This is a genomic window from Streptomyces stelliscabiei (assembly GCF_014873495.1).
GTDB classification, from domain to species: domain Bacteria; phylum Actinomycetota; class Actinomycetes; order Streptomycetales; family Streptomycetaceae; genus Streptomyces; species Streptomyces bottropensis.
In genome coordinates, this window is sequence record NZ_JADBGF010000001.1 from 2,759,050 (window position 1) to 2,783,495 (window position 24,446).

Annotated in this window: 20 protein-coding genes; 8 read left to right on the forward strand and 12 right to left on the reverse strand. The window is 71.6% G+C overall.

Features of this window, described 5'->3' with window-relative positions:
- Positions 1-60: 60 nt before the first annotated feature.
- From pepN to H4687_RS12125, 3 genes are all read right to left on the reverse strand, one after another.
- Positions 61-2,565, reverse strand: a complete 2,505-nt coding sequence (pepN, locus tag H4687_RS12115) for an aminopeptidase N (protein ID WP_050399051.1) — start codon at positions 2,563-2,565, stop codon at positions 61-63.
- A 90-nt stretch (positions 2,566-2,655) separates the two neighbouring features.
- Positions 2,656-3,177: a response regulator gene (locus H4687_RS12120; RefSeq protein WP_050399054.1), complete on the reverse strand. Its 522-nt coding sequence runs from the start codon at positions 3,175-3,177 to the stop codon at positions 2,656-2,658.
- Between the two features lie 72 nt (positions 3,178-3,249).
- A complete protein-coding gene (locus H4687_RS12125; RefSeq protein WP_050399056.1) occupies positions 3,250-3,684 on the reverse strand; it encodes a chorismate mutase in 435 nt (144 codons plus the stop codon).
- Between the two features lie 82 nt (positions 3,685-3,766).
- On the opposite strand from H4687_RS12125, the gene H4687_RS12130 reads away from it, so the two are divergent.
- Positions 3,767-4,666, forward strand: coding sequence for a hypothetical protein (locus H4687_RS12130; protein ID WP_050399058.1), 900 nt, complete (start codon positions 3,767-3,769; stop codon positions 4,664-4,666).
- A gap of 105 nt (positions 4,667-4,771) precedes the next feature.
- On the opposite strand, the gene H4687_RS12135 is transcribed toward H4687_RS12130, so the two are convergent.
- On the reverse strand, positions 4,772-5,698 hold the full coding sequence (locus H4687_RS12135; protein ID WP_179860146.1) for an SDR family oxidoreductase: 927 nt from the start codon (positions 5,696-5,698) through the stop codon (positions 4,772-4,774).
- Complete coding sequence (locus H4687_RS12140; protein WP_050399062.1) at positions 5,698-6,525, reverse strand: SDR family oxidoreductase; 828 nt, start codon at positions 6,523-6,525, stop codon at positions 5,698-5,700. The genes H4687_RS12135 and H4687_RS12140 overlap by 1 nt, the downstream gene beginning before the upstream one ends.
- Positions 6,526-6,591: 66 nt before the next feature.
- On the opposite strand from H4687_RS12140, the gene H4687_RS12145 reads away from it, so the two are divergent.
- Genes H4687_RS12145 through H4687_RS12160 form a run of 4 tightly spaced genes read left to right on the forward strand, consistent with a single transcriptional unit; the run spans position 6,592 to position 10,115 of the window.
- Positions 6,592-7,470 carry an enoyl-CoA hydratase family protein gene (locus tag H4687_RS12145; protein ID WP_050399065.1) on the forward strand — a complete coding sequence of 293 codons (879 nt, stop codon included), beginning with the start codon at positions 6,592-6,594 and terminating at the stop codon, positions 7,468-7,470.
- A complete protein-coding gene (locus H4687_RS12150; protein WP_046918328.1) occupies positions 7,463-8,311 on the forward strand; it encodes a CoA transferase subunit A in 849 nt (282 codons plus the stop codon). Before H4687_RS12145 ends, H4687_RS12150 begins: the two co-directional genes overlap by 8 nt.
- Complete coding sequence (locus tag H4687_RS12155) at positions 8,308-9,054, forward strand: CoA-transferase subunit beta (RefSeq protein ID WP_046918327.1); 747 nt, start codon at positions 8,308-8,310, stop codon at positions 9,052-9,054. Before H4687_RS12150 ends, H4687_RS12155 begins: the two co-directional genes overlap by 4 nt.
- Complete coding sequence (locus H4687_RS12160) at positions 9,054-10,115, forward strand: NAD(P)H-dependent flavin oxidoreductase (RefSeq protein WP_046918326.1); 1,062 nt, start codon at positions 9,054-9,056, stop codon at positions 10,113-10,115. Before H4687_RS12155 ends, H4687_RS12160 begins: the two co-directional genes overlap by 1 nt.
- 69 nt (positions 10,116-10,184) lie before the next feature.
- Here the strand turns inward: H4687_RS12160 and H4687_RS12165 are convergent, their stop codons facing one another.
- Genes H4687_RS12165 through H4687_RS12175 form a run of 3 tightly spaced genes read right to left on the reverse strand, consistent with a single transcriptional unit; the run spans position 10,185 to position 12,819 of the window.
- Positions 10,185-11,342 carry an acetyl-CoA C-acetyltransferase gene (locus H4687_RS12165; protein ID WP_046918325.1) on the reverse strand — a complete coding sequence of 386 codons (1,158 nt, stop codon included), beginning with the start codon at positions 11,340-11,342 and terminating at the stop codon, positions 10,185-10,187.
- Positions 11,343-11,383: 41 nt separating this feature from the next.
- Entirely contained in the window at positions 11,384-12,007 is a 624-nt protein-coding gene (locus H4687_RS12170) for a TetR/AcrR family transcriptional regulator (protein WP_046918324.1), read from the reverse strand.
- Between the two features lie 14 nt (positions 12,008-12,021).
- Entirely contained in the window at positions 12,022-12,819 is a 798-nt protein-coding gene (locus H4687_RS12175; protein ID WP_046918323.1) for an SDR family oxidoreductase, read from the reverse strand.
- 146 nt (positions 12,820-12,965) lie between these two features.
- Between H4687_RS12175 and H4687_RS12180 the strand changes: the two genes are divergently transcribed.
- Together H4687_RS12180 and H4687_RS12185 are read left to right on the forward strand one after the other, a co-directional pair.
- Positions 12,966-14,105, forward strand: a complete 1,140-nt coding sequence (locus H4687_RS12180; protein ID WP_046918322.1) for an acyl-CoA dehydrogenase family protein — start codon at positions 12,966-12,968, stop codon at positions 14,103-14,105.
- 31 nt (positions 14,106-14,136) lie between these two features.
- On the forward strand, positions 14,137-15,114 hold the full coding sequence (locus tag H4687_RS12185; protein ID WP_050399066.1) for an acyl-CoA dehydrogenase family protein: 978 nt from the start codon (positions 14,137-14,139) through the stop codon (positions 15,112-15,114).
- A gap of 15 nt (positions 15,115-15,129) precedes the next feature.
- On the opposite strand, the gene H4687_RS12190 is transcribed toward H4687_RS12185, so the two are convergent.
- Complete coding sequence (locus H4687_RS12190; RefSeq protein ID WP_046917130.1) at positions 15,130-15,849, reverse strand: vWA domain-containing protein; 720 nt, start codon at positions 15,847-15,849, stop codon at positions 15,130-15,132.
- A gap of 145 nt (positions 15,850-15,994) precedes the next feature.
- On the opposite strand from H4687_RS12190, the gene H4687_RS12195 reads away from it, so the two are divergent.
- Complete coding sequence (locus tag H4687_RS12195; protein ID WP_046917131.1) at positions 15,995-16,924, forward strand: rhomboid family intramembrane serine protease; 930 nt, start codon at positions 15,995-15,997, stop codon at positions 16,922-16,924.
- A 185-nt stretch (positions 16,925-17,109) separates the two neighbouring features.
- Here the strand turns inward: H4687_RS12195 and H4687_RS12200 are convergent, their stop codons facing one another.
- From H4687_RS12200 to H4687_RS12210, 3 genes are all read right to left on the reverse strand, one after another.
- A complete protein-coding gene (locus H4687_RS12200; RefSeq protein ID WP_046917132.1) occupies positions 17,110-18,570 on the reverse strand; it encodes a glutamate synthase subunit beta in 1,461 nt (486 codons plus the stop codon).
- Complete coding sequence (gltB, locus tag H4687_RS12205; RefSeq protein WP_046917133.1) at positions 18,563-23,173, reverse strand: glutamate synthase large subunit; 4,611 nt, start codon at positions 23,171-23,173, stop codon at positions 18,563-18,565. The genes H4687_RS12200 and gltB overlap by 8 nt, the downstream gene beginning before the upstream one ends.
- Before the next feature lie 390 nt (positions 23,174-23,563).
- Positions 23,564-24,292 carry a VIT1/CCC1 transporter family protein gene (locus H4687_RS12210; RefSeq protein WP_046917136.1) on the reverse strand — a complete coding sequence of 243 codons (729 nt, stop codon included), beginning with the start codon at positions 24,290-24,292 and terminating at the stop codon, positions 23,564-23,566.
- Between the last annotated feature and the right edge of the window lie 154 nt (positions 24,293-24,446).

Below are 24,446 nucleotides of genomic sequence, written 5' to 3' on the forward strand. Positions count from 1 at the left end.
CCACGCACAACCGCAAGCCCGCAGAATCCCCGAGCCCCCACGCCGCACCCCGGTGAGGGCCTACACTTCGCGCACCCGCAGGGCTCGCGCGAGGTCGTCGAGTTGATCCACCAGCTTCCGTCGGAGCGCCGGGATCACCTCCCCGTCCTGCAGACAGCGCTCCCCCAGTTCCAGCGTCCCCGGATCCACCGCGTACACGGGGAACGCCCAGCGTCCCGCGGCCTCCGCGATCGCCGGTCCACGCCGAGCGGCCAGCGACACCGCGTCGGCCCAGTACCGCTCGACGTACTCCGTCAGCAGGTCCGCCTGTTCGGGTTGCCAGAACCCCTGGGCGGTGGCGGTGAACAGGTAGTTGGAGAGGTCGTCTCCGGTGAACATCGCCTCCCATGCGGCCTGTTTGGCCTCGGGTTCGGGCAGCGCGGCCCGGCAGCGGGCGGCGCCTTCCCGGCCGCTGGCGCTGGGGTCGCGTTCCAGTTCTTCCGCGATGGCGGCGGCGTCGACCGCGCCGAGGACGGCGAGGCGGCCGAGGACGCGCCAGCGCAGTTCGGGGTCGAGTTCGGGTCCGCCGGGGACGGTGCCGTCGGCGAGCCAGGCGGCGATGGTCTCGGGGTGGGCGGCGACGTCGATGAAGTGCCGTACGGCGGTGAGGCGCAGGCCGGGGTTGTCGCCGTCCTCGGTGCGGCGGATGAGGTCGCGGCACAGGGAGCCGAGGGTGGACAGGCCGGCGGCGCGCTGCTCGGGGGCGAGGTAGCGGTCGGCGACCTGGGTGGTGGCGAAGGAGAGGACGCCCTGGACGATGGCGAGGTCGGTCTCGCGCGGGAGGTGGGTGCGGGCGGCCTCCAGGTAGGCGGTGGGCGGGAGTTCGGCGTCGCGTACGGCGTCGCGCAGGGCGTTCCAGACGACGGCGCGGGTGAGCGGGTCGGGGAGGCCGCTGAGGTGGCCGGTGACGGCGGTGAAGGATTCGGGGTCGAAGCGGATCTTGGCGTAGGTGAGGTCGCCGTCGTTGAGGAGGAGGAGCGCGGGCCGCTTGCCGATGGGCTGGTCGGCGGTCTGGGGGAGGTCGAGTGCGACGCGGTCGCGGAGGGTGAGGTGGCCGTGGTCGTCGCCGGGGTCCCGGTCGTAGAGGCCGACGGCGATGTGGTGGGGGCGGCTGCCGGCGCGGTCGACGGTGAGGGTGTGGGTGCCGTCGGCGGCGCGGGTGATCTTCGGGGTGAGGGTGTCGACGCCGGTGGTGCGGAGCCAGGCGTCGGCCCAGGCGTGGACGTCGCGTTCGGTGGCGCCGGCGAGGTTGTCGATGAAGTCGGCGAGGGTGGCGTTGCCGAAGCGGTGGCGGGTGAAGTGGGCGTTGATGCCGGCGAGGAAGTCCTTCTCGCCCAGCCAGGCGACGAGCTGGCGCAGGGCGGAGGCGCCCTTGGCGTAGGAGATGCCGTCGAAGTTGAGGAGGGCGGCGGCGGTGTCGTCGACGGCTTCGGGGGCGACGGGGTGGGTGGAGGGGCGCTGGTCGGCGTCGTAGCCCCAGGCCTTGCGGGCGACGCCGAAGTCGACCCAGGTGTCGGCGAAGCGGCTGGCTTCGGTGAGGGTCTGGTAGCCCATGTACTCGGCGAAGGACTCGTTGAGCCAGATGTCGTCCCACCAGCGGAGGGTGACGAGGTCGCCGAACCACATGTGGGCCATCTCGTGGGCGATGACCATGGCGCGGGTCTGGCGTTCGGTGTCGGTGACGGCGGAGCGGTAGATGAACTCGTCGCGGAAGGTGACGAGGCCGGGGTTCTCCATGGCGCCGGCGTTGAACTCGGGGACGAAGGCCTGGTCGTAGGAGTCGAAGGGGTACGGCTCCTCGAACTTCTCGTGGTAGCGGTCGTAGAGGGCGCGGGTGATGTCGAGGATCTCGTCGGCGTCGGTGTCGAGGTGGGGGGCGAGGGAGCGTCGGCAGTGGATGCCGAAGGGCAGGCCGCGGTGTTCGGTGCGTACGGAGTGCCAGGGGCCGGCGGCGACGGCGACGAGGTAGGTGGAGATGGGCGGGGTGGTCGCGGCCCGGTGGCTGCCGTCGTCCTGTCGCTCGGTGATGCCGTTGGCGAGGACGGTCCAGGCCTCGGGGGCGGTGACGGTGAGGTCGAAGACGGCCTTGAGGTCGGGTTGGTCGAAGGCGGCGAAGACACGCTGCACGTCGTCCATGAAGAGCTGGGTGTAGACGTAGGTCTCGCCGTCGGTGGGGTCGGTGAAGCGGTGCATGCCCTCGCCGGTGCGGGAGTAGCGCATGGCGGCGTCGACGCGCAGTTCGTGGGTGCCCGCGGTGAGGCCCTTGAGGGGGAGGCGGTTGCCGTCGAGGGTCCCGGGGTCGAGGGGTTCTCCGTCGAGGGTGACCGAGCGCAGTTCGGCGGGCTTCAGCTCAACGAAGGTGTCCGCGGCCTTTTTCTTCCCCCGTACGGTGAAGTGGATGACGGTACGGGAGTCGAAGGTCTCGTCGCCACGCGTGAGGTCGAGTGCGATCTCGTAGCGGTGGACGTCGAGGAGCCGAGCACGGGCTTGCGCTTCGTCGCGCGTCAGTACGGACATGAGGGACATGCTGCCTGATGCCTCAGGCCCAGGACAGGGGCGGGCCTGGTACGCGACCTATGTCCGGTCGTGTGCGCCGTGCGTCCGGTCGTTTGCGGCCTATGCCCGGTCGTTCGCGCCGTCGTGCTGTGCGGGGACGCGCCCCCGTTCGCGGTGGTGGTCGGCGGCGGACTTCAGGTTCTCGTGTTCCTTGAGGCGGGCGCGGAGGTCGCGGACCTCGCGTTCGAGGGTGTGGGAGCGGGCGTGGGCGTCGTAGAGGTAGCGGACCTTGGTGCGCAGGGCCCACGGGTCGACGGGTTTCATGACGAGGTCGGCGACGCCGAGGCGGAAGGCGGCGGCGGTGAGGTCGGCGTCGGGGCCGAAGCCGGTGAGGAGGATGACGGGGATGTGCTGGGTCTGTTCGACGCCGCGCATGTAGTGGACGACGTCGAGACCGCTGACGCCGGGCATGCGGACGTCGAGGAGGAGCAGGCCGACCTGGCCGCGGAGGACTTCCTTGAGTGCCGCGTCGCCGCTGGTGGCGCGTGTGAGGCGGTGGCCCAGCGGAGCGAGGGCGCTCTCCAGGGCGTACAGCGTGTCCTCGTGGTCGTCGACGATGAGGATCCTGGCTTCGGACGGCATGACCTCTCACCGCGTGTAGTCGTTCCCTGACAAGGAGTGCTCACGCAGGATGCCCCGTCGGCGGGCCGGTTGTCACTCCCCCGCGTCCGGCGCTGCGCCGGTGGTGTCCGTCGTGCTCACTGTTTCCGCCGTGCCGCTCGTGTCCGCGATGCCGCCGTTCAGGGCGTCGTCCGCGATGCGTTCGTGGTGCCGGATGACCTCGGCGATGATGAAGTTCAGCAGCTTCTCCGCGAACGCCGGGTCCAGCTTGGCACTTTCGGCGAGTCCGCGCAGCCGGTTGATCTGTTGTGCCTCGCGGCCGGGGTCGGCGGGCGGCAGGTGGTGCGCGGCCTTGAGGTGGCCGACCCGTTGGGTGCACTTGAAGCGCTCGGCGAGCATGTGGACGACGGCGGCGTCGATGTTGTCGATGCTGTCGCGCAGCCGGGTGAGTTCCGCCCGGACGTCCGCGTCGACCTCGGCGGCCGGCGCGGTCGCGGTCTTCGCGTCATCGGTGTGGCTGGTGGTCATGGTCGTCACCCTACGACGCCGTGGTGCGGCTCCCGCACCGGCTTAGAGTGGAACGTATCGAGGCGTCTTTGGGGGTACGGACGTGGCGGACGGCGGACCTGTCGAGCACGGCTTCCCGCATCTGGACACCGTGCGGGCGTCGATCACCGCGCTGTACAAGCGTCTGTCCTACGACACGATCCAGCAGTTCGCCACCAGTGTGGCCCCGGTCGACGTGGCGTTCTGCGACAGCGACGATCTGCATCTGGGTGCGCAGCGGGTGGCGCGGGAGCTGGTGCGGCACTATCGGCTGCCGGAGGCCCGGATGGTCGTCGGCTTCCGGGAGATGACGCATGCGGCGAGTGTCGAGCTGGCGGCGGGGCCCGAGTACTTCGTCGAACTCAACGACCGCTTCCGGACACATCGGCGGGACATCGGGGCGGCTCTCGCGCACGAGGTGATGCATGTCTATCTGCACCGGCTCGGGCTGTCCTTCCCCGGCACCCGGGAGAACGAGATCCTCACGGACACGGCGGCGACGTATCTGGGGGCGGGGTGGCTGCTGTTGGACGCGTACCGGGAGGATGCCGCGTCGTCGCAGAAGCTGGGGTATCTGACGCCGGAGGAGTTCGGGTACGTGCTGGCCAAGCGGGCGCAGGTGTTCGGGGAGGACCCTTCGGTGTGGTTCACCAGCGCGCAGGCGTACTCCGCGTTCGCGCGGGGCCGGGTGCGGGCTCTCCGGGACGGGCAGCAGCCGCCGCTGACGGCGGCGGGGTGGGCGTGGCGGCGGCGGTACGCGCGCGACCGGCGCCATGCGCGGGACGAGCTGCGGTGGGCCTCGCCGCCCGAGGGGGTGCCGTATGTGTTCTCGCCCGAGGGGCGGGGGGCGATGCGGGTGTCGTTTCCCTGTCCGACGTGTCATCAGCGGATTCGGGTGCCGGTGCGGGGGCGGGTGCGGGCGCGGTGTGGGTTGTGCCGGACGGTGCTGGAGTGCGACACGTAGGTGTGGGGCCGCGGGAGGGGCAGGTTGGTCCGGTGCGTCGGCGGGTGCGGGTAGGTGGGGACTTGTCGCGCGGTTGGCCGCACCCCTGGAAGGCCTCGGCCCTGGTCAAGAGGCGCCGTACACCGGGCGTGGCCTCTCCGCCTCCGCCAGGAGTTTTCGTACGGCCTCTCCCGCTTCCTCGGGGGTTCGGCGGCCGCCCTTGTCCTCGGTCGGGCCCGGGTGCCAGCCCTCCATGACGGTGATGCGGCCGCCTTCCGTCTCGAAGACCCGGCCGGTGACGCCCTCGCTCGCGGCGGAGCCGAGCCACACCACGAGCGGGGAGACGTTCTCCGGGGCCATGGCGTCGAAGGCGGTGCCGGGGGCGGGGGCGGCCATGGCTTCGGCGAAGGCGCCCTCGGTCATCCTGGTGCGGGCGGCGGGGGCGATGGCGTTGACCTGGACGCCGTAGCGGGCGAGTTCGGCGGCGGCGACGAGGGTGAGGCCGACGATGCCGGCCTTCGCGGCGCTGTAGTTGCCCTGGCCGAGTGAGCCCAGCAGGCCCGCGCCGCTGCTGGTGTTGATGATCCTGGCGGCGGGGGTGCGGCCGGCCTTGGCCTCGGCGCGCCAGTGGGCGGCGGCGTGCCTCAGGGGGAGGAAGTGGCCCTTGAGGTGGACGCGGAGCACGGCGTCCCAGTCGTCCTCGTCGAGGTTGACGAGCATGCGGTCGCGCAGGAAGCCGGCGTTGTTGACGAGGGTGTCGAGTCGGCCGAAGGTGTCCAGGGCGGTACGGACGAGACCGGCGGCGCCGTCGGTGGTGGCGATGTCCCCGCCGTGCGCGACCGCCTCCCCTCCCCGCTCCCGGATCTCCGCGACGACCCGGGCGGCCGGGCTGTCGGGGTCCGGCGTGCCGTCGAGTCCGACGCCGAGGTCGTTGACGACCACCTGGGCGCCCTCGGCGGCGTACGCGAGCGCGTGCGCCCGCCCGAGCCCCCGTCCGGCGCCGGTCACGACCACGGCACGCCCTTCGCAGAGCCGGTGCGCGCTGTTGCTCATCACGGGTTCCCTCTCTCTGTGTGCTGGTCCTGCGGGTCCTGGTCTCCTGGGTCCTGGGCGACTGTCGGGGGTCCCTGGTCGGCAGTCGGGTGTCCCCGGTCGGCCGTCGACGCGTCCAGGAAGGCCGGGCGTTCGCCGCCGCCGTGGACGTGGAGGGAGGCTCCGGTGATGTAGGCGGCCCCGTCGGAGGCGAGGAAGACCGCCGCGTCGCCGATGTCGGAGGGGGCGGCGAGGCGGCCGAGCGGGACCGTGCCGGCCACGGCGGCGACGCCCTGCTCGTCGCCGTAGTGGAGGTGGGAGAGTTCCGTGCGGACCATGCCGAGGACGAGGGTGTTGACGCGTATCTCCGGGGCCCACTCCACCGCCATGGAGCGGGCCAGGTGTTCCAGGCCGGCCTTGGCCGCGCCGTAGGCCGCCGAGCCGGGCGAGGGGCGGTCGCCGCTCACGCTGCCGATCATGACGATGGTGCCCCGGGCCCGCCGGAGGTGTCCGTGGGCGGCGAGGGAGACGGTCAGCGGGGCGACGAGGTTGAGTTCGACGACGCGCGCGTGGCGGCGGGCGTCGGCCTCGGCGAGGGGTCGGTAGGGGGTGCCGCCGGCGTTGTTGACGAGGACGTCCACGCGGGGCAGCTCGGCGAAGAAGCGGTGCACCGCGTCGGGGTCCCGGACGTCCAGGGGCATGAACTCGGCTCCCTTGAGCGGCACTTCGGGCGGGCGTCGGGCGCAGGTCACGACCTCGGCGCCGGCTTCGGCGAAGGCCCGGGCGATGCCCGCCCCGACACCGCGCGTGCCTCCGGTGACGACCGCGAGCTTCCCGCTGAGCCGCATCCGCTGCTACCTTCCACTCAAGAGATGTACCTAACAAACGTTAGGTGGAAGGTAACTGATGCGCCGATGAGTGTCTCCACCTCGTCCCCGGAAAAGGGGATTTCCGTCGTCACGGTCGACCACCCGCCGGTGAACGCGCTGCCGGTACGAGGCTGGTACGCACTGGCCGACGCCGTGCGCGGCGCGGGCCGCGATCCAGGGGTCCGGTGTGTGGTGCTGGCGGCGGAGGGGCGCGGGTTCAACGCCGGGGTCGACATCAAGGAGATCCGGGCGGCGGGCCCGGACGCGTTGATCGGCGCCAATCACGGCTGCGCGGAGGCCTTCGCCGCCGTGTACGAGTGCGAGGTGCCGGTGGTCGCGGCCGTGCAGGGCTTCTGCCTGGGCGGCGGAATCGGGCTGGTGGGCAACGCGGACGCGATCGTGGCCAGCGAGGACGCCACCTTCGGGCTGCCCGAGCTGGACCGGGGCGCGCTGGGCGCGGCGACGCATCTGGCCCGGCTCGTGCCCCAGCATCTGATGCGCGCGCTGTACTACACCTCGCGCACGGCGACGGCCGCCGAGCTGCGGGCGCACGGGTCGGTGTGGCGGGTCGTCCCCCGCCCCGAACTGCTCGCCGGGGCACTGGAGTTGGCGCGGGAGATCGCCGCGAAGGACGGTCGGCTGCTCCGGCTGGCCAAGGCCGCCATCAACGGCATCGACCCGGTCGACGTCCGCCGCAGCTACCGCTTCGAGCAGGGCTTCACCTTCGAGGCGAACCTCAGCGGGGTGGCCGACGAGGTCCGCGACACGTTCGGGACGTCGGGGAGGGGCGGGAGCGGCGGGAGGGGCGCAGGTGGGAGAGCCGGGGCGGCCGAGAATCCCGGACCGACCGGGCCGGCCGGGGCGGCCGGGGCACGTGGGCAGGTCGCGGGGAGTGCGGACGGGGAGGAGGAGCCGGGTGAGTGACAAGACGATGACCGCCGACGAGGCCGTCTCGCGGCTGGCGAGCGGAATGACCCTCGGCATCGGCGGCTGGGGGTCGCGCCGCAAGCCGATGGCCCTGGTGAGAGCACTGCTCCGGTCCGAGATCACCGATCTCACCGTCGTCTCGTACGGCGGACCGGACGTCGGCATGCTCGCCGCCGCCGGACGTGTCCGGAAACTGGTCGCCGCCTTCGCCACCCTCGACTCCATCCCCCTCGAACCGCACTTCCGCGCGGCGCGCGAGCGGGGCGCGTTCGAGCTGATGGAGGTCGACGAGGCGATGTTCATGTGGGGGCTGCGGGCCGCCGCGCACCGGCTGCCCTTCCTGCCGGTACGGGCGGGCATCGGCTCGGACGTGATGCGGGTCAACCCCGGTCTGGAGACGGTCACGTCGCCGTACGACGACGGCGAGACCTTCGTCGCCATGCCCGCACTGCGCCTCGACGCCGCGTTCGTGCACGTCAACCGGGCCGACCGGCAGGGCAACGGCCAGTACCTGGGCCCGGACCCCTACTTCGACGACCTCTTCTGCGAGGCCGCCGACACGGCGTACGTCTCCTGCGAACGGATCGTGGACACGGCCGAGTTGACGAAGGACGCCCCACCCCAGTCACTGCTGGTCGGCCGCCATGTGGTGACCGGCGTGATCGAGGCCCCGGGCGGCGCGCACTTCACGTCCTGCGCCCCCGACTACGGCCGGGACGAGGCCTTCCAGAAGGCGTACGCGAGCACACCCTGGGCGGACTTCGCCGAGCGGTTCCTGACAGGGGACGAGCCCGCCTACCGGTCGGCCGTGCGGGCGTGGCACCAGGAGGACTCATGAGCAGAGCAGCCGTCAGCGGTGCCACCCGCGCCGAGTACTGCGTGATCGCCTGTGCCGAGGCCTGGCGCGGCGCCGGGGAGATCCTCGCCAGTCCCATGGGGCTCGTCCCGTCCCTGGGCGCGCGCCTGGCCAAGCGGACGTTCTCGCCGGATCTGCTGCTGACCGACGGTGAGGCGCTGCTCGTCGGACTCGACGGCACCGTCGAGGGATGGCTGCCCTACCGGCGGCACCTGGCCCTGGTCACCGGCGGCCGTCGGCACGTGATGATGGGCGCGAGCCAGATCGACCGGTACGGCAATCAGAACATCTCGTGCGTGGGCGACTGGGCACAGCCGAGGCGACAGCTCCTCGGGGTGCGGGGCGCGCCGGTCAACACCCTGAACAACCCGACCAGTTACTGGATCCCGAAGCACTCCCGGCGGGTCTTCGTGGAGAAGGTCGACATGGTGTGCGGGGTCGGCTACGACCGCGTGGCCGAGCATCCGGCCGCCGCCCGCTACCACCACCTCCCGAGGGTCGTGTCCGACCTCGGGGTCTTCGACTTCGCGACCCCCGACCACGCCATGCGGCTGGTCTCGCTGCATCCGGGCGTCACGGTCGAGCAGGTCGAGGCGGCGACGGGCTTCGCGCTCGCCGTCCCGGACGAGGTGCCGTACACCCGTGCACCGACCGAGGACGAGCTGAGGCTGATCCGTGAGGTGATCGACCCGGAGAACACACGCGCGCGGGAGGTGAACGGCTGATGCAGACGCCTCTGACCCGGCTTGTCGGCGTCCGGCACCCGATCGTGCAGACCGGCATGGGCTGGGTGGCCGGCCCCCGGCTGGTCTCCGCGTCGGCGAACGCGGGAGCCCTCGGCATCCTGGCCTCGGCGACGATGACGCCCCCGCAACTCCGGTCCGCCGTACGGGAGGTGAAGTCCCGTACGGACGGCGCGCCCTTCGGGGTGAATCTGCGGGCCGACGCGGGGGACGCGCGGGAGCGGGTGCGGATCATCGTCGAGGAGGGCGTCCGCGTGGCGTCGTTCGCGCTCGCGCCGTCGAGGGAGCTGATCGCCGAGCTGAAGGACGCGGGTGTGGTCGTGATCCCGTCCGTCGGTGCCCGGCGGCACGCCGAGAAGGTGGCGGCGTGGGGCGCGGACGCCGTGGTCGTGCAGGGCGGCGAGGGCGGCGGGCACACCGGGGAGGTGGCGACGACCGTACTGCTGCCGCAGGTCGCGGACGCCGTGGACATCCCCGTCGTCGCCGCCGGCGGCTTCCACGACGGGCGCGGGCTGGTGGCCGCGCTGGCGTTCGGGGCGGCCGGGGTGGCGATGGGCACCCGGTTCCTGCTCACCTCGGACTCGACGGTGCCCGACGCGGTGAAGGCCCGCTATCTGGCCGCGACGGTAAGGGACGTCACCGTCACCAGGGCCGTGGACGGGCTGCCGCACCGCATGCTCCGCACGGAGTTCGTGAGCGCGCTGGAGGCGTCCGGCCGGGCGCGCGCCCTGGTGCGCGCCGTGCACCACGCGGCCGGGTTCCGGCGGCTCTCCGGGCTGACCTGGCGCCGTATGGTCCGCGACGGGCGCGCGCTGCGGCACGGCAAGGACCTCACCTGGAGTCAGGTCCTGCTCGCCGCCAACACGCCCATGCTGCTCAGGTCCGCGATGGTGGACGGCCGTGCGGACCTGGGGGTGATGGCGGCCGGGCAGGTCGCCGGGGTGATCGACGACCTGCCGTCGTGCGCGGAGCTGGTGGAACGGATCATGAAGGAGGCGGAGGAGGCGCTGACGTCCCTGGGGCGACTCGACGCCCCTCGGTGACGGTCACGGACACGGACGCTCGGTGACCGTCAGGGCTCCTCGCCGACCGTCGCGGTCGTTCGAGGCTCGTCACAGCCGTTCGATGATCGTCGCGTTCGCCTGCCCGCCTCCCTCGCACATCGTCTGGAGCCCGTACCGGCCGCCTGTGCGCTCCAGTTCGTGCAGGAGGGTCGTCATGAGTTTGGCGCCGGTCGCGCCCAGTGGGTGGCCGAGGGCGATCGCGCCGCCGTTGACGTTGACCTTCTCCGGGTCGGCGCCCGTCTCCTTCAGCCAGGCCAGGACGACCGGCGCGAAGGCCTCGTTGATCTCGACGAGGTCGATGGCGTCGAGGGTGAGGCCGGTCTTCTTCAGGGCGTACGCCGTCGCCGGTATCGGCGCGGTGAGCATACGGATGGGGTCCTCGCCGCGTACGGAGAGGTGGTGCACGCGGGCGCGCGGGGTCAGCCCGTGCTCCCGTACGGCGCGCTCGGAGGCGAGGAGGAGCGCGGCGGCTCCGTCCGAGACCTGGGAGGAGCAGGCGGCGGTGACGGTGCCGCCGTCGATGACGGGTTTCAGGGCGGCCATCTTCTCCAGGGAGGTGTCACGGCGCGGCCCCTCGTCGACGGTGACGTCGCCGTACGGCACGGTCTCGCGCGCGAAGCGGCCCTCGTCGACGGCCCGCACCGCACGCCGGTGGGAGCGCAGCGCGTACTCCTCCTGGTCGCGGCGGCCGATGCCCCACTTCGCGGCGATCATCTCGGCGCCCGCGAACTGGTTCACCGGCCGGTCCCCGTACCGTGCCCGCCACCCCTCGCTGCCCGCGAAGGGCCCCTCCGTGAGTCCGAGGGGGACGGCGGCCTGGCGGGAGGCGAAGGCGATGGGGATCATCGTCATGTTCTGGACGCCGCCCGCGACCACCAGGTCCTGGGTGCCGGAGAGCACGGCCTGGGCGGCGAAGTGGACGGCCTGCTGCGAGGATCCGCACTGCCGGTCGACGGTCGTGCCCGGTACCTCCTCGGGCAGCCCGGCCGCCAGCCAGCTCGTACGCGCGATGTCACCTGCCTGCGGTCCGACGGTGTCCAGGCAGCCGAAGACGACGTCCTCCACGGCGGCCGGGTCCACGCCCGCGCGCGCGACGAGCGCTTTGAGGGCGTGCGCGCCGAGGTCGGCCGGATGGACCCGGCCGAGCCCTCCCCCGCGCCTCCCGACGGGCGTCCGGACCGCTTCGACGATGTAGGCCTCGGCCATGGCAACTCCCTTGTTGTCAAAGGTTGTTCACCGAATATGTGTCAGGGCCCGGTGCGTACGGCGATCCCGTCCAGGACCATCGACAGGTACTGCCGGGCGATCTCCTCCGGGCTGTACTTTCCGCTGGGCTGGTACCAGGACGCGGCGACCCAGACCGTGTCGCGCACGAACCGGTAGGTGACCCTCGTGTCCAGGTCGGCCCGGAACTCTTCGCGCGCGACCCCGTTCTCCAGCGCGGTCAGCCACACCTTCTCGAACTTGGTCTGCGACTGCTCCAGGAAGGAGAACCGCCGTTCCTGGGCGATCAGCTGCTTCGACTCGTTCTGGTAGATCCGGACGGCGTCACAATGCCGCCCGATCGCCCGGAAGGACTCGGTGACCAGCGCCTCGAAGGTCTCCCGGGGGCCCGTGCCGGCGTCCAGGACGGCGTCGTACCGCTCCCAGAGTTCGTCGAGGAAGGTCCGCAGGATCTCCTCCAGCATCGCGTCCTTGGACTCGAAGTAGTAGTAGAGACTTCCCGCGAGCATGCCCGCGTCGTCCGCGATCCGGCGCATGGTGGTGGCGTTGTACCCCTGGTCGGCGAAGACGCGGGCGGCCTTGTCGAGGAGTTCACGGCGGCGGGCGGGCGCGGCGCCGGGCGCCTGGGGGGTCTTCTTGGTCGGCACGCTGTTCGTTGTCCTTAGGGGTGCTGGTTGCTGACGGAGACGATCTCGCCCGTCATGTACGAGGAGTAGCCGGACGCGAGGAACACGATCACGTTGGCGACCTCCCAGGGTTCGGCGTACCGCCCGAAGGCCTCCCGCGCGGTCAGTTCGGCCAGCAGCTCGGGGGTCGTGACCTTCACCAGGTGCGGGTGCATGGCGAGGCTCGGCGACACGGCGTTGACCCGGACCCCGTACGCGGCCGCCTCGACCGCCGCGCACCTGGTCAGCGCCATCACGCCCGCCTTCGCCGCAGCGTAGTGCGCCTGTCCGGCCTGGGCGCGCCAGCCGACGACGGAGGCGTTGTTGACGATCACGCCTCCCCCGCCCCGACCGCCCTCCCGCATCAGCCGCAGAGCGGCCCTGGTGCACCGGAACGTGCCGTTCAGCGTCACGTCCAGCACCTTGGACCACTGCTCGTCCGTCATGTCGACGACATCCGAGGTACCGCCGAGGCCCGCGTTGTTGACGACGATGTCCAGCCCACCGTGCAGCCGGGCCCCCGCCTCGAACAGCGCCCGCACCTGATCGTCGTCGGTCACGTCGCACGGCACCGCGTGGACGGACCGCGCCCCGAACTCGGCGATCAGCTCGTTCCCGTACTGCTTGAGCCGGCGCGTGTGGGCGTCGCTGATCAGTACGCGCGCGCCCTCCTCCAGGAAGCGCCGTGCCGTCGCTCCCCCGATACCGGCGCCGGCGGCCGCGGTGATGACGGCGGTGCGGCCGGCGAGGAGGCCGTGGGCGCGAGGGTACGTCGGGGGGTCGACGTTGTTCATGGGGGCACGCTAACCTACCAAACACTTGTTAGGGAAGGCCTGACGTGTGTCAGGTACATCCACGCACCCACGCACCCACCACTCAGCCCGTCAGCGCCGACCAGGCAGCCAGGCCGCCGGCCGGCCGGGCAAAGAAGGGGCGCCCCATGGACCTGGCCCATCCCCCCGCCGACGAGGCCTTCCGCGCCGAGGCCCGCGCCTGGCTGCGCGCCCATGTCCCACCCGAGCCGCTGCCCTCCCTGGAGACGGCGGAGGGCTTCGCCGCCCACCGCCTCTGGGAGGCCGAACTGGCCGCCGACCGCTGGTCGGTGGTCGACTGGCCGGCCGCGTACGGCGGCCGTGACGCGGGCCTGCTGCGGAGGCTGGTCTTCGAGGAGGAGTACTACGCGGCGGGCGCCCCGGGCCGGGTGGGCCAGAACGGCATCAGCCTCCTCGCCCCGACCCTCTTCGACCACGGCACCCAGGAACAGCGGGCCCGCGTACTGCCCCCGATGGCCTCGGGCGAGGTGGTGTGGGCGCAGGCCTGGTCGGAGCCCGAGGCCGGGTCGGACCTCGCCTCGCTCACCTCCAGGGCCGTGCGTACGGACGGGGGCTGGCTGTTGACCGGGCAGAAGACCTGGTCGTCGCGGGCCGCCTTCGCGGACCGGGCGTTCGGCCTGTTCCGCAGTGAGCCGGGCACCCCGAAACCCCATCAGGGCCTGACGTATCTGATGTTCGACCTGCGTGCACCGGGCGTGACGGTCCGCCCGATCGGCCGTCTGGACGGCAAGCCCGCCTTCGCCGAACTCTTCCTCGACGACGTGTTCGTGCCGGACGAGGACGTGATCGGCGAGCCCGGCCGGGGCTGGCGCATCGCCATGTCCACCGCCGGCAACGAACGCGGCCTGACGCTCCGCCCCCCGGGCCGCTTCCTGGCCTCCGCGGACCGGCTGCTCGGCCTCTGGCAGGCCCAGGGAAGCCCGGCGTCCGCCCGCGACCGGGTGGCCGACGCGGTGATCGGTGCCCGCGCCTACCAGCTGTTCACCTACGCGGCCGCCTCCCGCTTCCTGGAGGGCGCGCCGGTCGGCCCGGAGTCCAGCCTGAACAAGGTCTTCTGGTCCGAGCTGGACCTGACCCTGCACGAGACGGCACTCGACCTGCTCGGCGAGGAGGGCGAGTCGAGGGACACCGACTGGTCCGAGGGCTATGTCTTCGCCCTGGCGGGCCCGATCTACGCCGGTACCAACGAGATCCAGCGCGACATCATCGCCGAACGCCTCCTCGGCCTGCCGAAGGGCCGCCGCTGATGCCTGATCCCCTCCTGAAGGGCCGCCGCTGATGCGCTTCCTCCTGGACACCGAGCAGCGGGCGTTCGCCAAGTCGCTGGACGCCATGCTGACGGCGGCCGACACCCCGTCGGTCGTACGGGCGTGGGGGCGGGGCGAGCACCGGGCCGGGCGGGCGCTGTGGTCCCGGCTCGCGGAGGCCGGGGTCTTCGCGCTGGCGGCGCCGGAGGCGTACGAGGGGGTCGGCCCCCTTCCCGTCGAACTGGCCGTCGCCTTCGTGGAGCTGGGGCGGCACGCGGTGCCGGGCCCGCTCGTGGAGACGGCCACGGCGGCGGTCCTCCTGGCCTCCCTCCAGGACCCGAACCCGGCGGAGGGCCTGCTCCCGGCGCTGCTGTCCGGCAGGGCGATGGCCACGGCGGCGCCGGCGCCCGGGTCGTACGCGCTGGACGGGGACGTGGCGACGATTCGCCTCTCGATCGACCGGAGCAGGGGCGAAGTGCGCCTCTCCCCCGGCCACGGCCCCGTCCGGACCTCCCTGGACCCGGCCCGCCGTCTGACCCCCCTCTCCCCAGGCGGCGAACTCCTCCCCACGACCCCGGCCCCCCTCACCCATGCCCTCGCCTGGGCCCGTGTGGCCGTGGCCGCGCAAGCCCTCGGCGTGGGACTCGCGCTCCTGGACAGGACGGTCGTGTACGTCCGCCGGCGCACCCAGTTCGGCGTGCCGATCGGCTCGTTCCAGGCGGTGAAGCACCGGCTGGCGGACGCGAAGGTGGCCCTGGAGTTCGCGCGTCCGCTGGTCTTCGGGGCGGCGGTCACCCTGGACCCGGCGGACGCGGCGGCGGCCAAGGTGACGGCGTGCGAGGCGGCGTACGCGACCGCGCGCACGGCGCTGCAGCTGCACGGCGCGATCGGATACACGGCGGAGTACGACCTGTCCCTCTGGCTGACCAAGGCCCGGGCGCTCCGGACGGCCTGGGGCACCCCGGCCGAGTGCCGCGCCGCCGTGCTCGACGCCGGTCGCCGCCGCTGATCCCCCGGGGCGCCCTCACGCGACGATGCCCTCGGCCCGAGCCGCCACCAGCCACTTCGGGAACTCCCCCACCAGCCGGTCGTACAACTCGCCGTCGGAGACGGCCCGCGGATCCGAGCCGGCATGGAAGAAGCCGGCGTTGTCGACGACGCGCTTCCCCGGGACGGCCAGGTCGTCGAGCCGGCGCAGGAAGTCGAACTGCCTGCTGGCGGGGTCGCCGAAGCCGATGAACTGCCAGAAGAGGGGGAGGCGGGCGGCTTTGCACATGTACCGTTCGGCGGCGAGCTTGCTGGTGGGCCCACCGTCCGTCTGGAACACCACGAAGGCCGGGTCCTCGGCGCCACAGTCGAGGTAGTGGTCGATGACGGCGTCCATGGCCAGGTGGTAGTCGGTCTTCCCCATGTGCCCGAGCCCGGCCACGATGCGATCGATCCGGCCGTGGTGATCGGCCAGGGCGATCTCCGTGACCGCGTCGACGCCGGTGGAGAAGAAGACGACGGGCACGCTGCCGTCGTCGTCGAGTTGCGCGGACAACCCGAGCACCCGGTCGGCGAGGGCCTGCACGCTGCCGTCCTTGTAGTAGGGCCGCATGGACCCGCTGTGGTCGATCACGAGATAGACGGCGGCCCGCTGCCCCCGCAGCCCGTGTCGGTCGAGGGAGGCCCCGGCCGCCTTGTAGAGGTCCACGAGGGCGGGGGCGGTCTCCAGCATCTTGGTGAGACTGATCGCGGACATACGGCGGTCCTCCTGACCTCAGGGCCCTGCGGCAGCCCCGAGATTAAGGCACTCCCCCTGCCCCCTCTGTCCTGATCGTTCGCTATTTTGTTCGCCGCCGTCCTCACCGGCTCGTCATCAGCCCCGCACCCCCAAGGAGCCGGCCGTGGAACCCGAGTCCCCGTCGTCGTCCGAGCCCGTCGTCACCACCTGCTACCGCCACCCGAAAGTGGAGTCGTACGTCCGCTGCACGCGCTGCGAACGGTTCATCTGTCCGGACTGCATGCGCGACGCGGCCGTGGGCCACCAGTGCCCGGAGTGTGTGAAGGAGGGCGCGAGAACGGTCCGGCAGGCCCGTACCGCCTTCGGTGGCCGGATCTCGGCCGTCCCGCTGGTGACGTACGTCCTGATCGGTCTGAACGTCATGGCCTACGTCGCCGAGCTGCTCCGCGAGCAGGTCGTGGACGACTTCGCGATGCTCGGCCGGGGGCTGCTCGGCCCGGACGGGCTGCACTACGTCTGGCAGGGCTCCTACCCCGCCGACTTCCGCCTCGAAGGGGTGATCGACGGCGAGTGGTACCGCCTCCTCACCGGTGCCTTCCTCCATCTCCCGCCCACCGAGGGCACGTTCGGCATCCTCCACATCGTGATGAACATGGTCACGCTGTGGAACGTCGGCAGGATCGTCGAGGCCCAGCTCGGCCGCGCCCGTTACCTCGCCCTCTATCTCCTCTCCGCTCTCGGCGGCTCCGTCCTCGTGCTCCTCCTGGCGCCCGACACCAGCACGGTCGGCGCCTCCGGCGCGATCTTCGGCGTGTGCACCGCGTACTACGTCCTGGCCCGCCGTCTGGGCGCCGACGCGGCCGGGCTCAACCGCTTCATGGCCGGTCTGCTGGTGTGGCTGGTCATCTCGGCGGTCGTGACGTCCTGGCAGGGGCACCTCGGCGGCCTGCTGACCGGCGGTCTGACCGCCCTGGCGTTCGCCTACGCGCCCCGGGACCGGCGGCGGGTGCTGGTGCAGGCGGGGGCCTGTGCGGCGATGGCGGCGTTGTTGGTGGTGGCGGCGGTCCTCAGGGTCGCGGGGATGACGGCCTGACCGAGCGGCGTCCTCCGGCGGCGGCTCCGCTCCCCGAGAGCCGGGCCGCCTCTCCTCCTCAGCCCCGCTCCCGCCGGCCCCGGACGTGCGACAGCGCCTGCCCAGTCGTCCGGTCGGGGACTGGCGGGCAGGCGCCGTCTGTGTTCCGTACGCCGTTGTACGGGACGTGTGGGGAGGTCCGGGGATCAGACCATCAGCGAGCGGTCCGTCGGCCGGATCGGTGCCGGCAGTTCGCTCGCGCCCGTCAGGAAGCGGTCGCAACCCCGGGCCGCGGAGCGGCCCTCGGCGATCGCCCAGACGATGAGGGACTGGCCGCGGCCCGCGTCACCGGCGACGAACACACCCGGCACGTTGGTCTGGAAGTCGGCGTCGCGGGCGATGTTGCCGCGCTCGTCGAGGTCCAGGCCGAACTGGTCCACGAGACCGTTCTCGCGGTCGGTGCCCGTGAAGCCCATGGCCAGCGTCACCAGCTGCGCGGGGATCCTGCGCTCCGTGCCCGGCTTGGGGGTCAGCCTGCCGTCGATGAACTCGACCTCGGTGAGGTGCAGGAACTGGACGTTGCCGTCCTCGTCGCCCTCGAAGTGGGTGGTGGAGACGGAGTAGACCCGCTCGCCGCCCTCCTCGTGCGCCGAGGTGACCTTGTAGAGCATGGGGAAGGTCGGCCACGGCTGGTGCGGGGCACGGTCCTCGCCCGGCTGCGGCATGATCTCCAGCTGCGTCACGGAGGCCGCGCCCTGCCGGTGGGCGGTGCCCACGCAGTCCGCGCCCGTGTCGCCGCCGCCGATGACCACGACGTGCTTGCCCTCGGCCGTGATGGGGGGCGTCACGAAGTCGCCCTCCTGGACCTTGTTGGCCAGCGGCAGGTACTCCATGGCCTGGTGGATGCCGGCCAGTTCGCGGCCGGGGACCGGGAGGTCACGGGCGGTGGTGGCGCCCGCGGCGATGACGACGGCGTCGTACCGCTTCTTCAGATCCGTGGCCTTGAGGTCGCGGCCGATCTCGATGCCCGTACGGAAGCGGGTGCCCTCCGCGCGCATCTGCTCGATGCGGCGGTTGATGTGCCGCTTCTCCATCTTGAACTCGGGGATGCCGTAGCGGAGCAGGCCGCCGACGCGGTCCGCGCGCTCGTACACCGCGACCGTGTGACCGGCCCGCGTCAGCTGCTGGGCGGCGGCCAGACCCGCCGGGCCCGAGCCGATGACCGCGACGGTCTTGCCGGACAGGCGCTCCGGGGCCTGGGCCGCGACGTCGCCGCTGTCCCACGCCTTGTCGATGATGGAGACCTCGACGTTCTTGATGGTGACGGCCGGCTGGTTGATGCCGAGCACGCACGCCGACTCGCACGGGGCCGGGCACAGCCGCCCGGTGAACTCCGGGAAGTTGTTCGTGGCGTGCAGCCGCTCCGACGCCGCCGCCCAGTCCTCGCGGTAGGCGTAGTCGTTCCACTCGGGGATGAGGTTCCCGAGCGGACAGCCGTTGTGACAGAACGGGATGCCGCAGTCCATGCAGCGGGACGCCTGCTCCGAGATGATCGGGAGCAGCGAACCCGGGACGTAGACCTCGTTCCAGTCCTTCAGGCGTACGTCGACGGGGCGGGACTTGGCGACCTCGCGCCCGTGGTTCAGGAAGCCCTTCGGGTCAGCCATTGATCGCCGCCTCCATCATCTTCTCGGTGATCTCGGTCTCGGAGAGACCGGCCTGCTCGGCGGCGGCCTTGGCGGCGAGCACTGCCTTGTACGTGCTGGGGATGATCTTGCTGAAGCGCGCCACGGCGACGGGCCAGTCGGCGAGCAGCTTCTCGGCGACGGTGGAGCCGGTCTCCTCGGCGTGGCGGCGCACCACGTCGTGCAGCCACTGCTTGTCGGTGTCGTCGAGGGCCTCGACGGCGCCCAGGTTGCCGACGTTGACGTTGTCGCGCTCCAGGTCGATGACGTAGGCGATGCCGCCGGACATACCGGCCGCGAAGTTGCGGCCCGTCTCGCCGAGGACGACCGCGTGGCCGCCGGTCATGTACTCGCAGCCGTGGTCGCCCACGCCCTCGGACACCACCAGGGCGCCGGAGTTGCGGACGCAGAACCGCTCACCCGAACGTCCGCGGAGGAACAGCTCACCGCCGGTCGCGCCGTAGGCGATGGTGTTGCCCGCGATGGTCGAGAACTCGGCGAGGTGGTCGGCGCCCCGGTCGGGACGGACGATCACCCGGCCGCCGGAGAGGCCCTTGCCGACGTAGTCGTTGGCGTCGCCCTCCAGGCGCAGCGTGACACCGCGCGGGAGGAAGGCGCCGAAGGACTGGCCCGCCGAGCCGGTGAAGGTGATGTCGATGGTGTCGTCGGGCAGACCCGCGCCGCCGAACTTCTTCGTCACCTCGTGGCCGAGCATGGTGCCGACCGTGCGGTTGATGTTGCGGACCTTGATCTGGGCGCGGACCGGCTGGGCGTCGGTGGCGTCCGAGGCGGCCAGCGCGTCGGCGGCGAGCTTGATCAGCTCGTTGTCGAGTGCCTTCTCCAGGCCGTGGTCCTGCTCGATCAGCTGGTGGCGCACGGCGCCCTCGGGCAGTGCGGGCACGTGGAACAGCGGTTCCAGGTCCAGGCCCTGCGCCTTCCAGTGGTCGACCGCGCGGGTCACGTCGAGCGTCTCGGCGTGGCCGACGGCCTCCTCGATGGAGCGGAAGCCCAGCTCGGCGAGGATCTCGCGGACCTCCTCGGCGATGAACTCGAAGAAGTTCACGACGTACTCGGCCTTGCCGGAGAACCGGTCGCGGAGCACCGGGTTCTGGGTGGCGATGCCGACCGGGCAGGTGTCCAGGTGGCAGACGCGCATCATGACGCAGCCGGAGACGACCAGCGGCGCGGTCGCGAAGCCGAACTCCTCGGCGCCGAGGAGCGCGGCGATGACGACGTCACGGCCGGTCTTCAGCTGGCCGTCGGTCTGGACGACGATGCGGTCGCGCAGGCCGTTGAGCAGCAGGGTCTGCTGGGTCTCGGCGAGGCCGAGCTCCCAGGGACCGCCGGCGTGCTTCAGCGAGGTCAGCGGGGAGGCGCCCGTGCCGCCGTCGTGGCCGGAGATGAGGACGACGTCCGCGTGCGCCTTGGAGACACCGGCCGCGACCGTGCCGACGCCGACCTCGGAGACCAGCTTGACGTGGATCCGCGCCCGCGGGTTCGCGTTCTTCAGGTCGTGGATCAGCTGGGCCAGATCCTCGATGGAGTAGATGTCGTGGTGCGGCGGCGGGGAGATCAGACCGACACCCGGGGTCGAGTGACGGGTCTTGGCGACCCACGGGTAGACCTTGTGGCCGGGCAGCTGGCCGCCCTCACCGGGCTTGGCGCCCTGGGCCATCTTGATCTGGATGTCGTCCGCGTTGACCAGGTACTCGGAGGTCACGCCGAAGCGGCCGGAGGCGACCTGCTTGATCGACGAGCGCCGCGCCGGGTCGTACAGACGGTCCGGGTCCTCGCCGCCCTCACCGGTGTTGGACTTGCCGCCCAGCTGGTTCATGGCGATGGCGAGGGTCTCGTGCGCCTCCTTGGAGATGGAGCCGTACGACATGGCGCCGGTCGAGAAGCGCTTGACGATCTCGGAGACCGGCTCGACCTCGTCGACGGAGATCGGGGCGCGCCCCTCCGTCGCCTTGAAACCGAACAGGCCGCGCAGCGTCATCAGGCGCTCGGACTGCTCGTTCACGCGGTCCGTGTACTTCTTGAAGATGTCGTAGCGGCGCGTGCGCGTGGAGTGCTGGAGGCGGAAGACCGTCTCCGGGTCGAACAGGTGCGGCTCGCCCTCGCGGCGCCACTGGTACTCGCCGCCTATCTCCAGGGCGCGGTGGGCCGGCGCGATGCCGCTGGCCGGGTACGCCTTGGCGTGGCGGGCGGCGACCTCCTTGGCGATGACGTCGATGCCGACGCCGCCGATCTTGGTGGCCGTGCCGTTGAAGTACTTCTCGACGAAGTCGTCCGCGAGGCCGACGGCCTCGAAGACCTGGGCGCCCCGGTAGGAGGCGACGGTGGAGATGCCCATCTTCGACATGACCTTGAGGACGCCCTTGCCGAGGGCGTAGATCAGGTTGCGGATGGCCTGCTCGGACTCGATGTCGGAGAGGAACGTTCCGGCGCGGACGAGGTCCTCGACGGTCTCCATCGCCAGGTACGGGTTGACGGCTGCGGCGCCGAACCCGATGAGCAGGGCGACGTGGTGGACCTCGCGGACGTCACCGGCCTCGACGAGCAGGCCCACCTGGGTGCGCTGCTTGGTACGGATGAGGTGGTGGTGGACGGCCGCGGTGAGCAGCAGCGACGGGATCGGCGCGTGCTCGGCGTCGGAGTGGCGGTCGGACAGGACGATGAGCCGGGCGCCGTTGGCGATGGCGGCGTCGGCCTCGGCGCAGATCTCCTCGATGCGCGCGGCGAGGGAGTCGCCGCCGCCGGAGACCCGGTAGAGACCGGAGAGCGTGGCCGCCTTCATGCCGGGCATGTCGCCGTCGGCGTTGATGTGGATGAGCTTGGCCAGCTCGTCGTTGTCGATCACCGGGAAGGGCAGGGTGACGCTGCGGCACGACGCGGCGGTCGGCTCCAGGATGTTGCCCTCGGGGCCCAGCGACGAGCGCAGCGAGGTGACGAGCTCCTCGCGGATGGCGTCCAGCGGCGGGTTGGTGACCTGCGCGAACAGCTGGGTGAAGTAGTCGAAGAGCAGCCGCGGGCGCGAGGACAGCGCGGCGATCGGCGAGTCGGTGCCCATGGAGCCGAGCGGCTCGCCGCCGGTCTTGGCCATCGGCGCGAGGATGACGCGCAGTTCTTCCTCGGTGTAGCCGAAGGTCTGCTGGCGGCGGGTGACCGAGGCGTGGGTGTGCACGATGTGCTCGCGCTCGGGCAGGTCGGACAGCTCGATCTCGCCGGCCTCCAGCCACTCCGCGTACGGGTTCTCCGCGGCGAGCTGGGCCTTGATCTCGTCGTCCTCGATGATGCGGTGCTCGACGGTGTCGACGAGGAACATCCGGCCGGGCTGCAGCCGGCCCTTGCGAACGACCTTGGCGGGGTCGATGTCGAGGACGCCGACCTCGGAGCCGAGGACGACGAGGCCGTCGTCGGTGACCCAGTAGCGGCCGGGGCGCAGGCCGTTGCGGTCCAGGACCGCGCCGACCTGACGGCCGTCGGTGAAGGTGACACAGGCCGGGCCGTCCCAGGGCTCCATCATCGTGGAGTGGAACTGGTAGAAGGCGCGGCGGGCCGGCTCCATGGAGTCGTGGTTCTCCCACGCCTCCGGGATCATCATCAGCACGGAGTGCGGCAGGGAGCGGCCACCGAGGTGGAGCAGTTCCAGGACCTCGTCGAAGGACGCCGAGTCGGAGGCGTCCGGCGTACAGATCGGGAAGATCCGGTCCAGGGTCTCCTGCGAGCCGAAGAGGTCCGAGGCGAGCTGGGACTCGCGGGCGACCATCCAGTTGCGGTTGCCCTTGACCGTGTTGATCTCGCCGTTGTGCGCGACGAAGCGGTACGGGTGGGCGAGCGGCCACGACGGGAAGGTGTTCGTGGAGAACCGGGAGTGCACGAGCGCGATCGCGGAGGCGAAGCGGCGGTCGGACAGGTCCGGGAAGAAGGGCTCCAGCTGGCCGGTGGTCAGCATGCCCTTGTAGACGATGGTCCGCGCGGACAGCGAGGGGAAGTAGACGTCGACCTCGCGCTCGGCGCGCTTGCGCAGCACGAAGCTCTTGCGGTCGAGGTCGATGCCCGTGGCGGGCGTGGCCGAGCCGTCGCTGACGAAGACCTGACGGAAGGAGGGCATCGTCGAGCGGGCCGTGGCACCGAGCAGCCCGGGAGCGACGGGCACCTCGCGCCAGCCGAGGACGGTCAGGCCCTCGTCGGCGGCGATGGCCTCGATCCGGGCCGCGGCCTCGTCAGCGCCGTGCTCGGGCAGGAAGGCGATCCCGACGGCGTAGGAGCCGGCCTCGGGCAGCTCGAAGCCGGCCACCTCGCGGAAGAAGGTGTCGGGGACCTGGGAAAGAATGCCGGCGCCGTCACCCGAATCGGGCTCCGAACCGGTCGCCCCTCGGTGCTCCAGGTTGCGAAGAACCGTGAGCGCCTGCTCGACCAGCGCATGGCTCGCCTCGCCGGTGAGGGTGGCCACGAAGCCGACGCCGCAGGCGTCGTGCTCGTTGCGGGGGTCGTACATACCCTGCGCGGCAGGGCGAGCATCCATGAAGGACCACTTCTGGCCATTCGTGGAGTGCTGGGACGGCTGGCGCGGCGTACGCATCGGCTCTCCCGTCGTCGTCATCTGGCATATGCGTGTGCCGAGGGACGACGTTGGCCCTCTGCGTAAAGTGCAAAATTTCGTGCAGGTTACATGATGGAGCGGTTCTCGGGAAGCGGATACTTCGTCCCAACATGCGGACGCCACGGGTGCGGAGGGGTGCACCGCACGCGGTGGCGTGAACAGGCTTCGACAGGCGTGACCAGGGGGTCGACCGGACAGATCGATGTCGGCAGACCGGGGGGCGCAGAAGGCGTCGTCGCCACTGCTTTCAGTTGCTAGGCAGGCGTCATTGCCTGCGGCGCTTACGGCTCATGCCCAGCGGTTAAGCATTCGAAACCGCCTGGTAACGACTATTTATGCGGTCCCTCGCATACGTAGCCATCCGATCCATCATACGGCCGCTCCGATCAGGCTGCCCAGGGCGTACGTCACACCCGCCGCGGCGCCCCCGAGCGCCAGCTGCCGCAGGCCGCTGAACCACCAGGTCCTGGCCGTGACCCTGGCCACCACCGCCCCGCACCCGAAGAGTCCCAGGAGCGCCACCAGTACGGCGGGCCACAGCGCGCCCGCGCCGAGCAGATACGGCAGTACGGGCAGCAGGGCGCCCAGCGCGAAGGAGCCGAAGCTCGACACGGCGGCGACGGCGGGCGACGGGAGGTCCCCGGGGTCGATGCCCAGTTCCTCCCGGGCGTGGATCTCCAGCGCCTGCTCGGGGTCGCGCGAGAGCTGGCGCGCGACCTCCTGGGCGAGTCCCGCCTCGACCCCACGGCTCTCGTAGAGCGCGGCCAGCTCCCGCTCCTCGTCCTGGGGATGCTTGCGCAACTCCCGCCGCTCGACGTCGAGTTCGGCCTCGACGAGTTCCCGCTGGGAGGCCACGGAGGTGTATTCGCCGGCGGCCATGGAGAAGGCCCCGGCGGCGAGCCCCGCGAGCCCGGCGACGACGACCGCCTCCCGGCCGGCCGAACCGCCCGCGACACCGGTCATCAGGGCCAGGTTGGACACGAGCCCGTCCATCGCCCCGAACACGGCGGGCCGCAGCCAGCCGCCGTTCACGTCCCGGTGGGTGTGGTTGTCACGGTGCGCCTCGTGCAGCGCGGCCTCGGTGTCGATGATCGCCACGGTCAAGCCCCTTTCTTCACGTCGAACGTACGCTCGGAAAATTGCTTCTGCCAGCAAGGAAGGCCGTACTTACCTGGGCACTCACCCGGGCCGACGACTGTTCGAGAAACCTCCGCCGCTCATTCGTACAGGGCGCTGCACAGATGTCGACCGG

What these genes read in the sequence shown, in the direction of transcription:
- H4687_RS12120 (WP_050399054.1), bottom strand. Translation starts at nt 3,177, where the DNA reads ATGCCGTCCGAAGCCAGGATCCTCATCGTCGACGACCACGAGGACACG.
- gltB (WP_046917133.1), bottom strand. Translation starts at nt 23,173, where the DNA reads ATGCGTACGCCGCGCCAGCCGTCCCAGCACTCCACGAATGGCCAGAAG.
- H4687_RS12200 (WP_046917132.1), bottom strand. Translation starts at nt 18,570, where the DNA reads ATGGCTGACCCGAAGGGCTTCCTGAACCACGGGCGCGAGGTCGCCAAG.
- H4687_RS12135 (WP_179860146.1), bottom strand. Translation starts at nt 5,698, where the DNA reads ATGAGCAACAGCGCGCACCGGCTCTGCGAAGGGCGTGCCGTGGTCGTG.
- H4687_RS12140 (WP_050399062.1), bottom strand. Translation starts at nt 6,525, where the DNA reads ATGCGGCTCAGCGGGAAGCTCGCGGTCGTCACCGGAGGCACGCGCGGT.
- H4687_RS12185 (WP_050399066.1), top strand. Translation starts at nt 14,137, where the DNA reads ATGCGCTTCCTCCTGGACACCGAGCAGCGGGCGTTCGCCAAGTCGCTG.
- pepN (WP_050399051.1), bottom strand. Translation starts at nt 2,565, where the DNA reads ATGTCCCTCATGTCCGTACTGACGCGCGACGAAGCGCAAGCCCGTGCT.
- H4687_RS12125 (WP_050399056.1), bottom strand. Translation starts at nt 3,684, where the DNA reads ATGACCACCAGCCACACCGATGACGCGAAGACCGCGACCGCGCCGGCC.
- H4687_RS12165 (WP_046918325.1), bottom strand. Translation starts at nt 11,342, where the DNA reads ATGGCCGAGGCCTACATCGTCGAAGCGGTCCGGACGCCCGTCGGGAGG.
- H4687_RS12155 (WP_046918327.1), top strand. Translation starts at nt 8,308, where the DNA reads ATGAGCAGAGCAGCCGTCAGCGGTGCCACCCGCGCCGAGTACTGCGTG.
- H4687_RS12175 (WP_046918323.1), bottom strand. Translation starts at nt 12,819, where the DNA reads ATGAACAACGTCGACCCCCCGACGTACCCTCGCGCCCACGGCCTCCTC.
- H4687_RS12145 (WP_050399065.1), top strand. Translation starts at nt 6,592, where the DNA reads ATGAGTGTCTCCACCTCGTCCCCGGAAAAGGGGATTTCCGTCGTCACG.
- H4687_RS12190 (WP_046917130.1), bottom strand. Translation starts at nt 15,849, where the DNA reads ATGTCCGCGATCAGTCTCACCAAGATGCTGGAGACCGCCCCCGCCCTC.
- H4687_RS12160 (WP_046918326.1), top strand. Translation starts at nt 9,054, where the DNA reads ATGCAGACGCCTCTGACCCGGCTTGTCGGCGTCCGGCACCCGATCGTG.
- H4687_RS12180 (WP_046918322.1), top strand. Translation starts at nt 12,966, where the DNA reads ATGGACCTGGCCCATCCCCCCGCCGACGAGGCCTTCCGCGCCGAGGCC.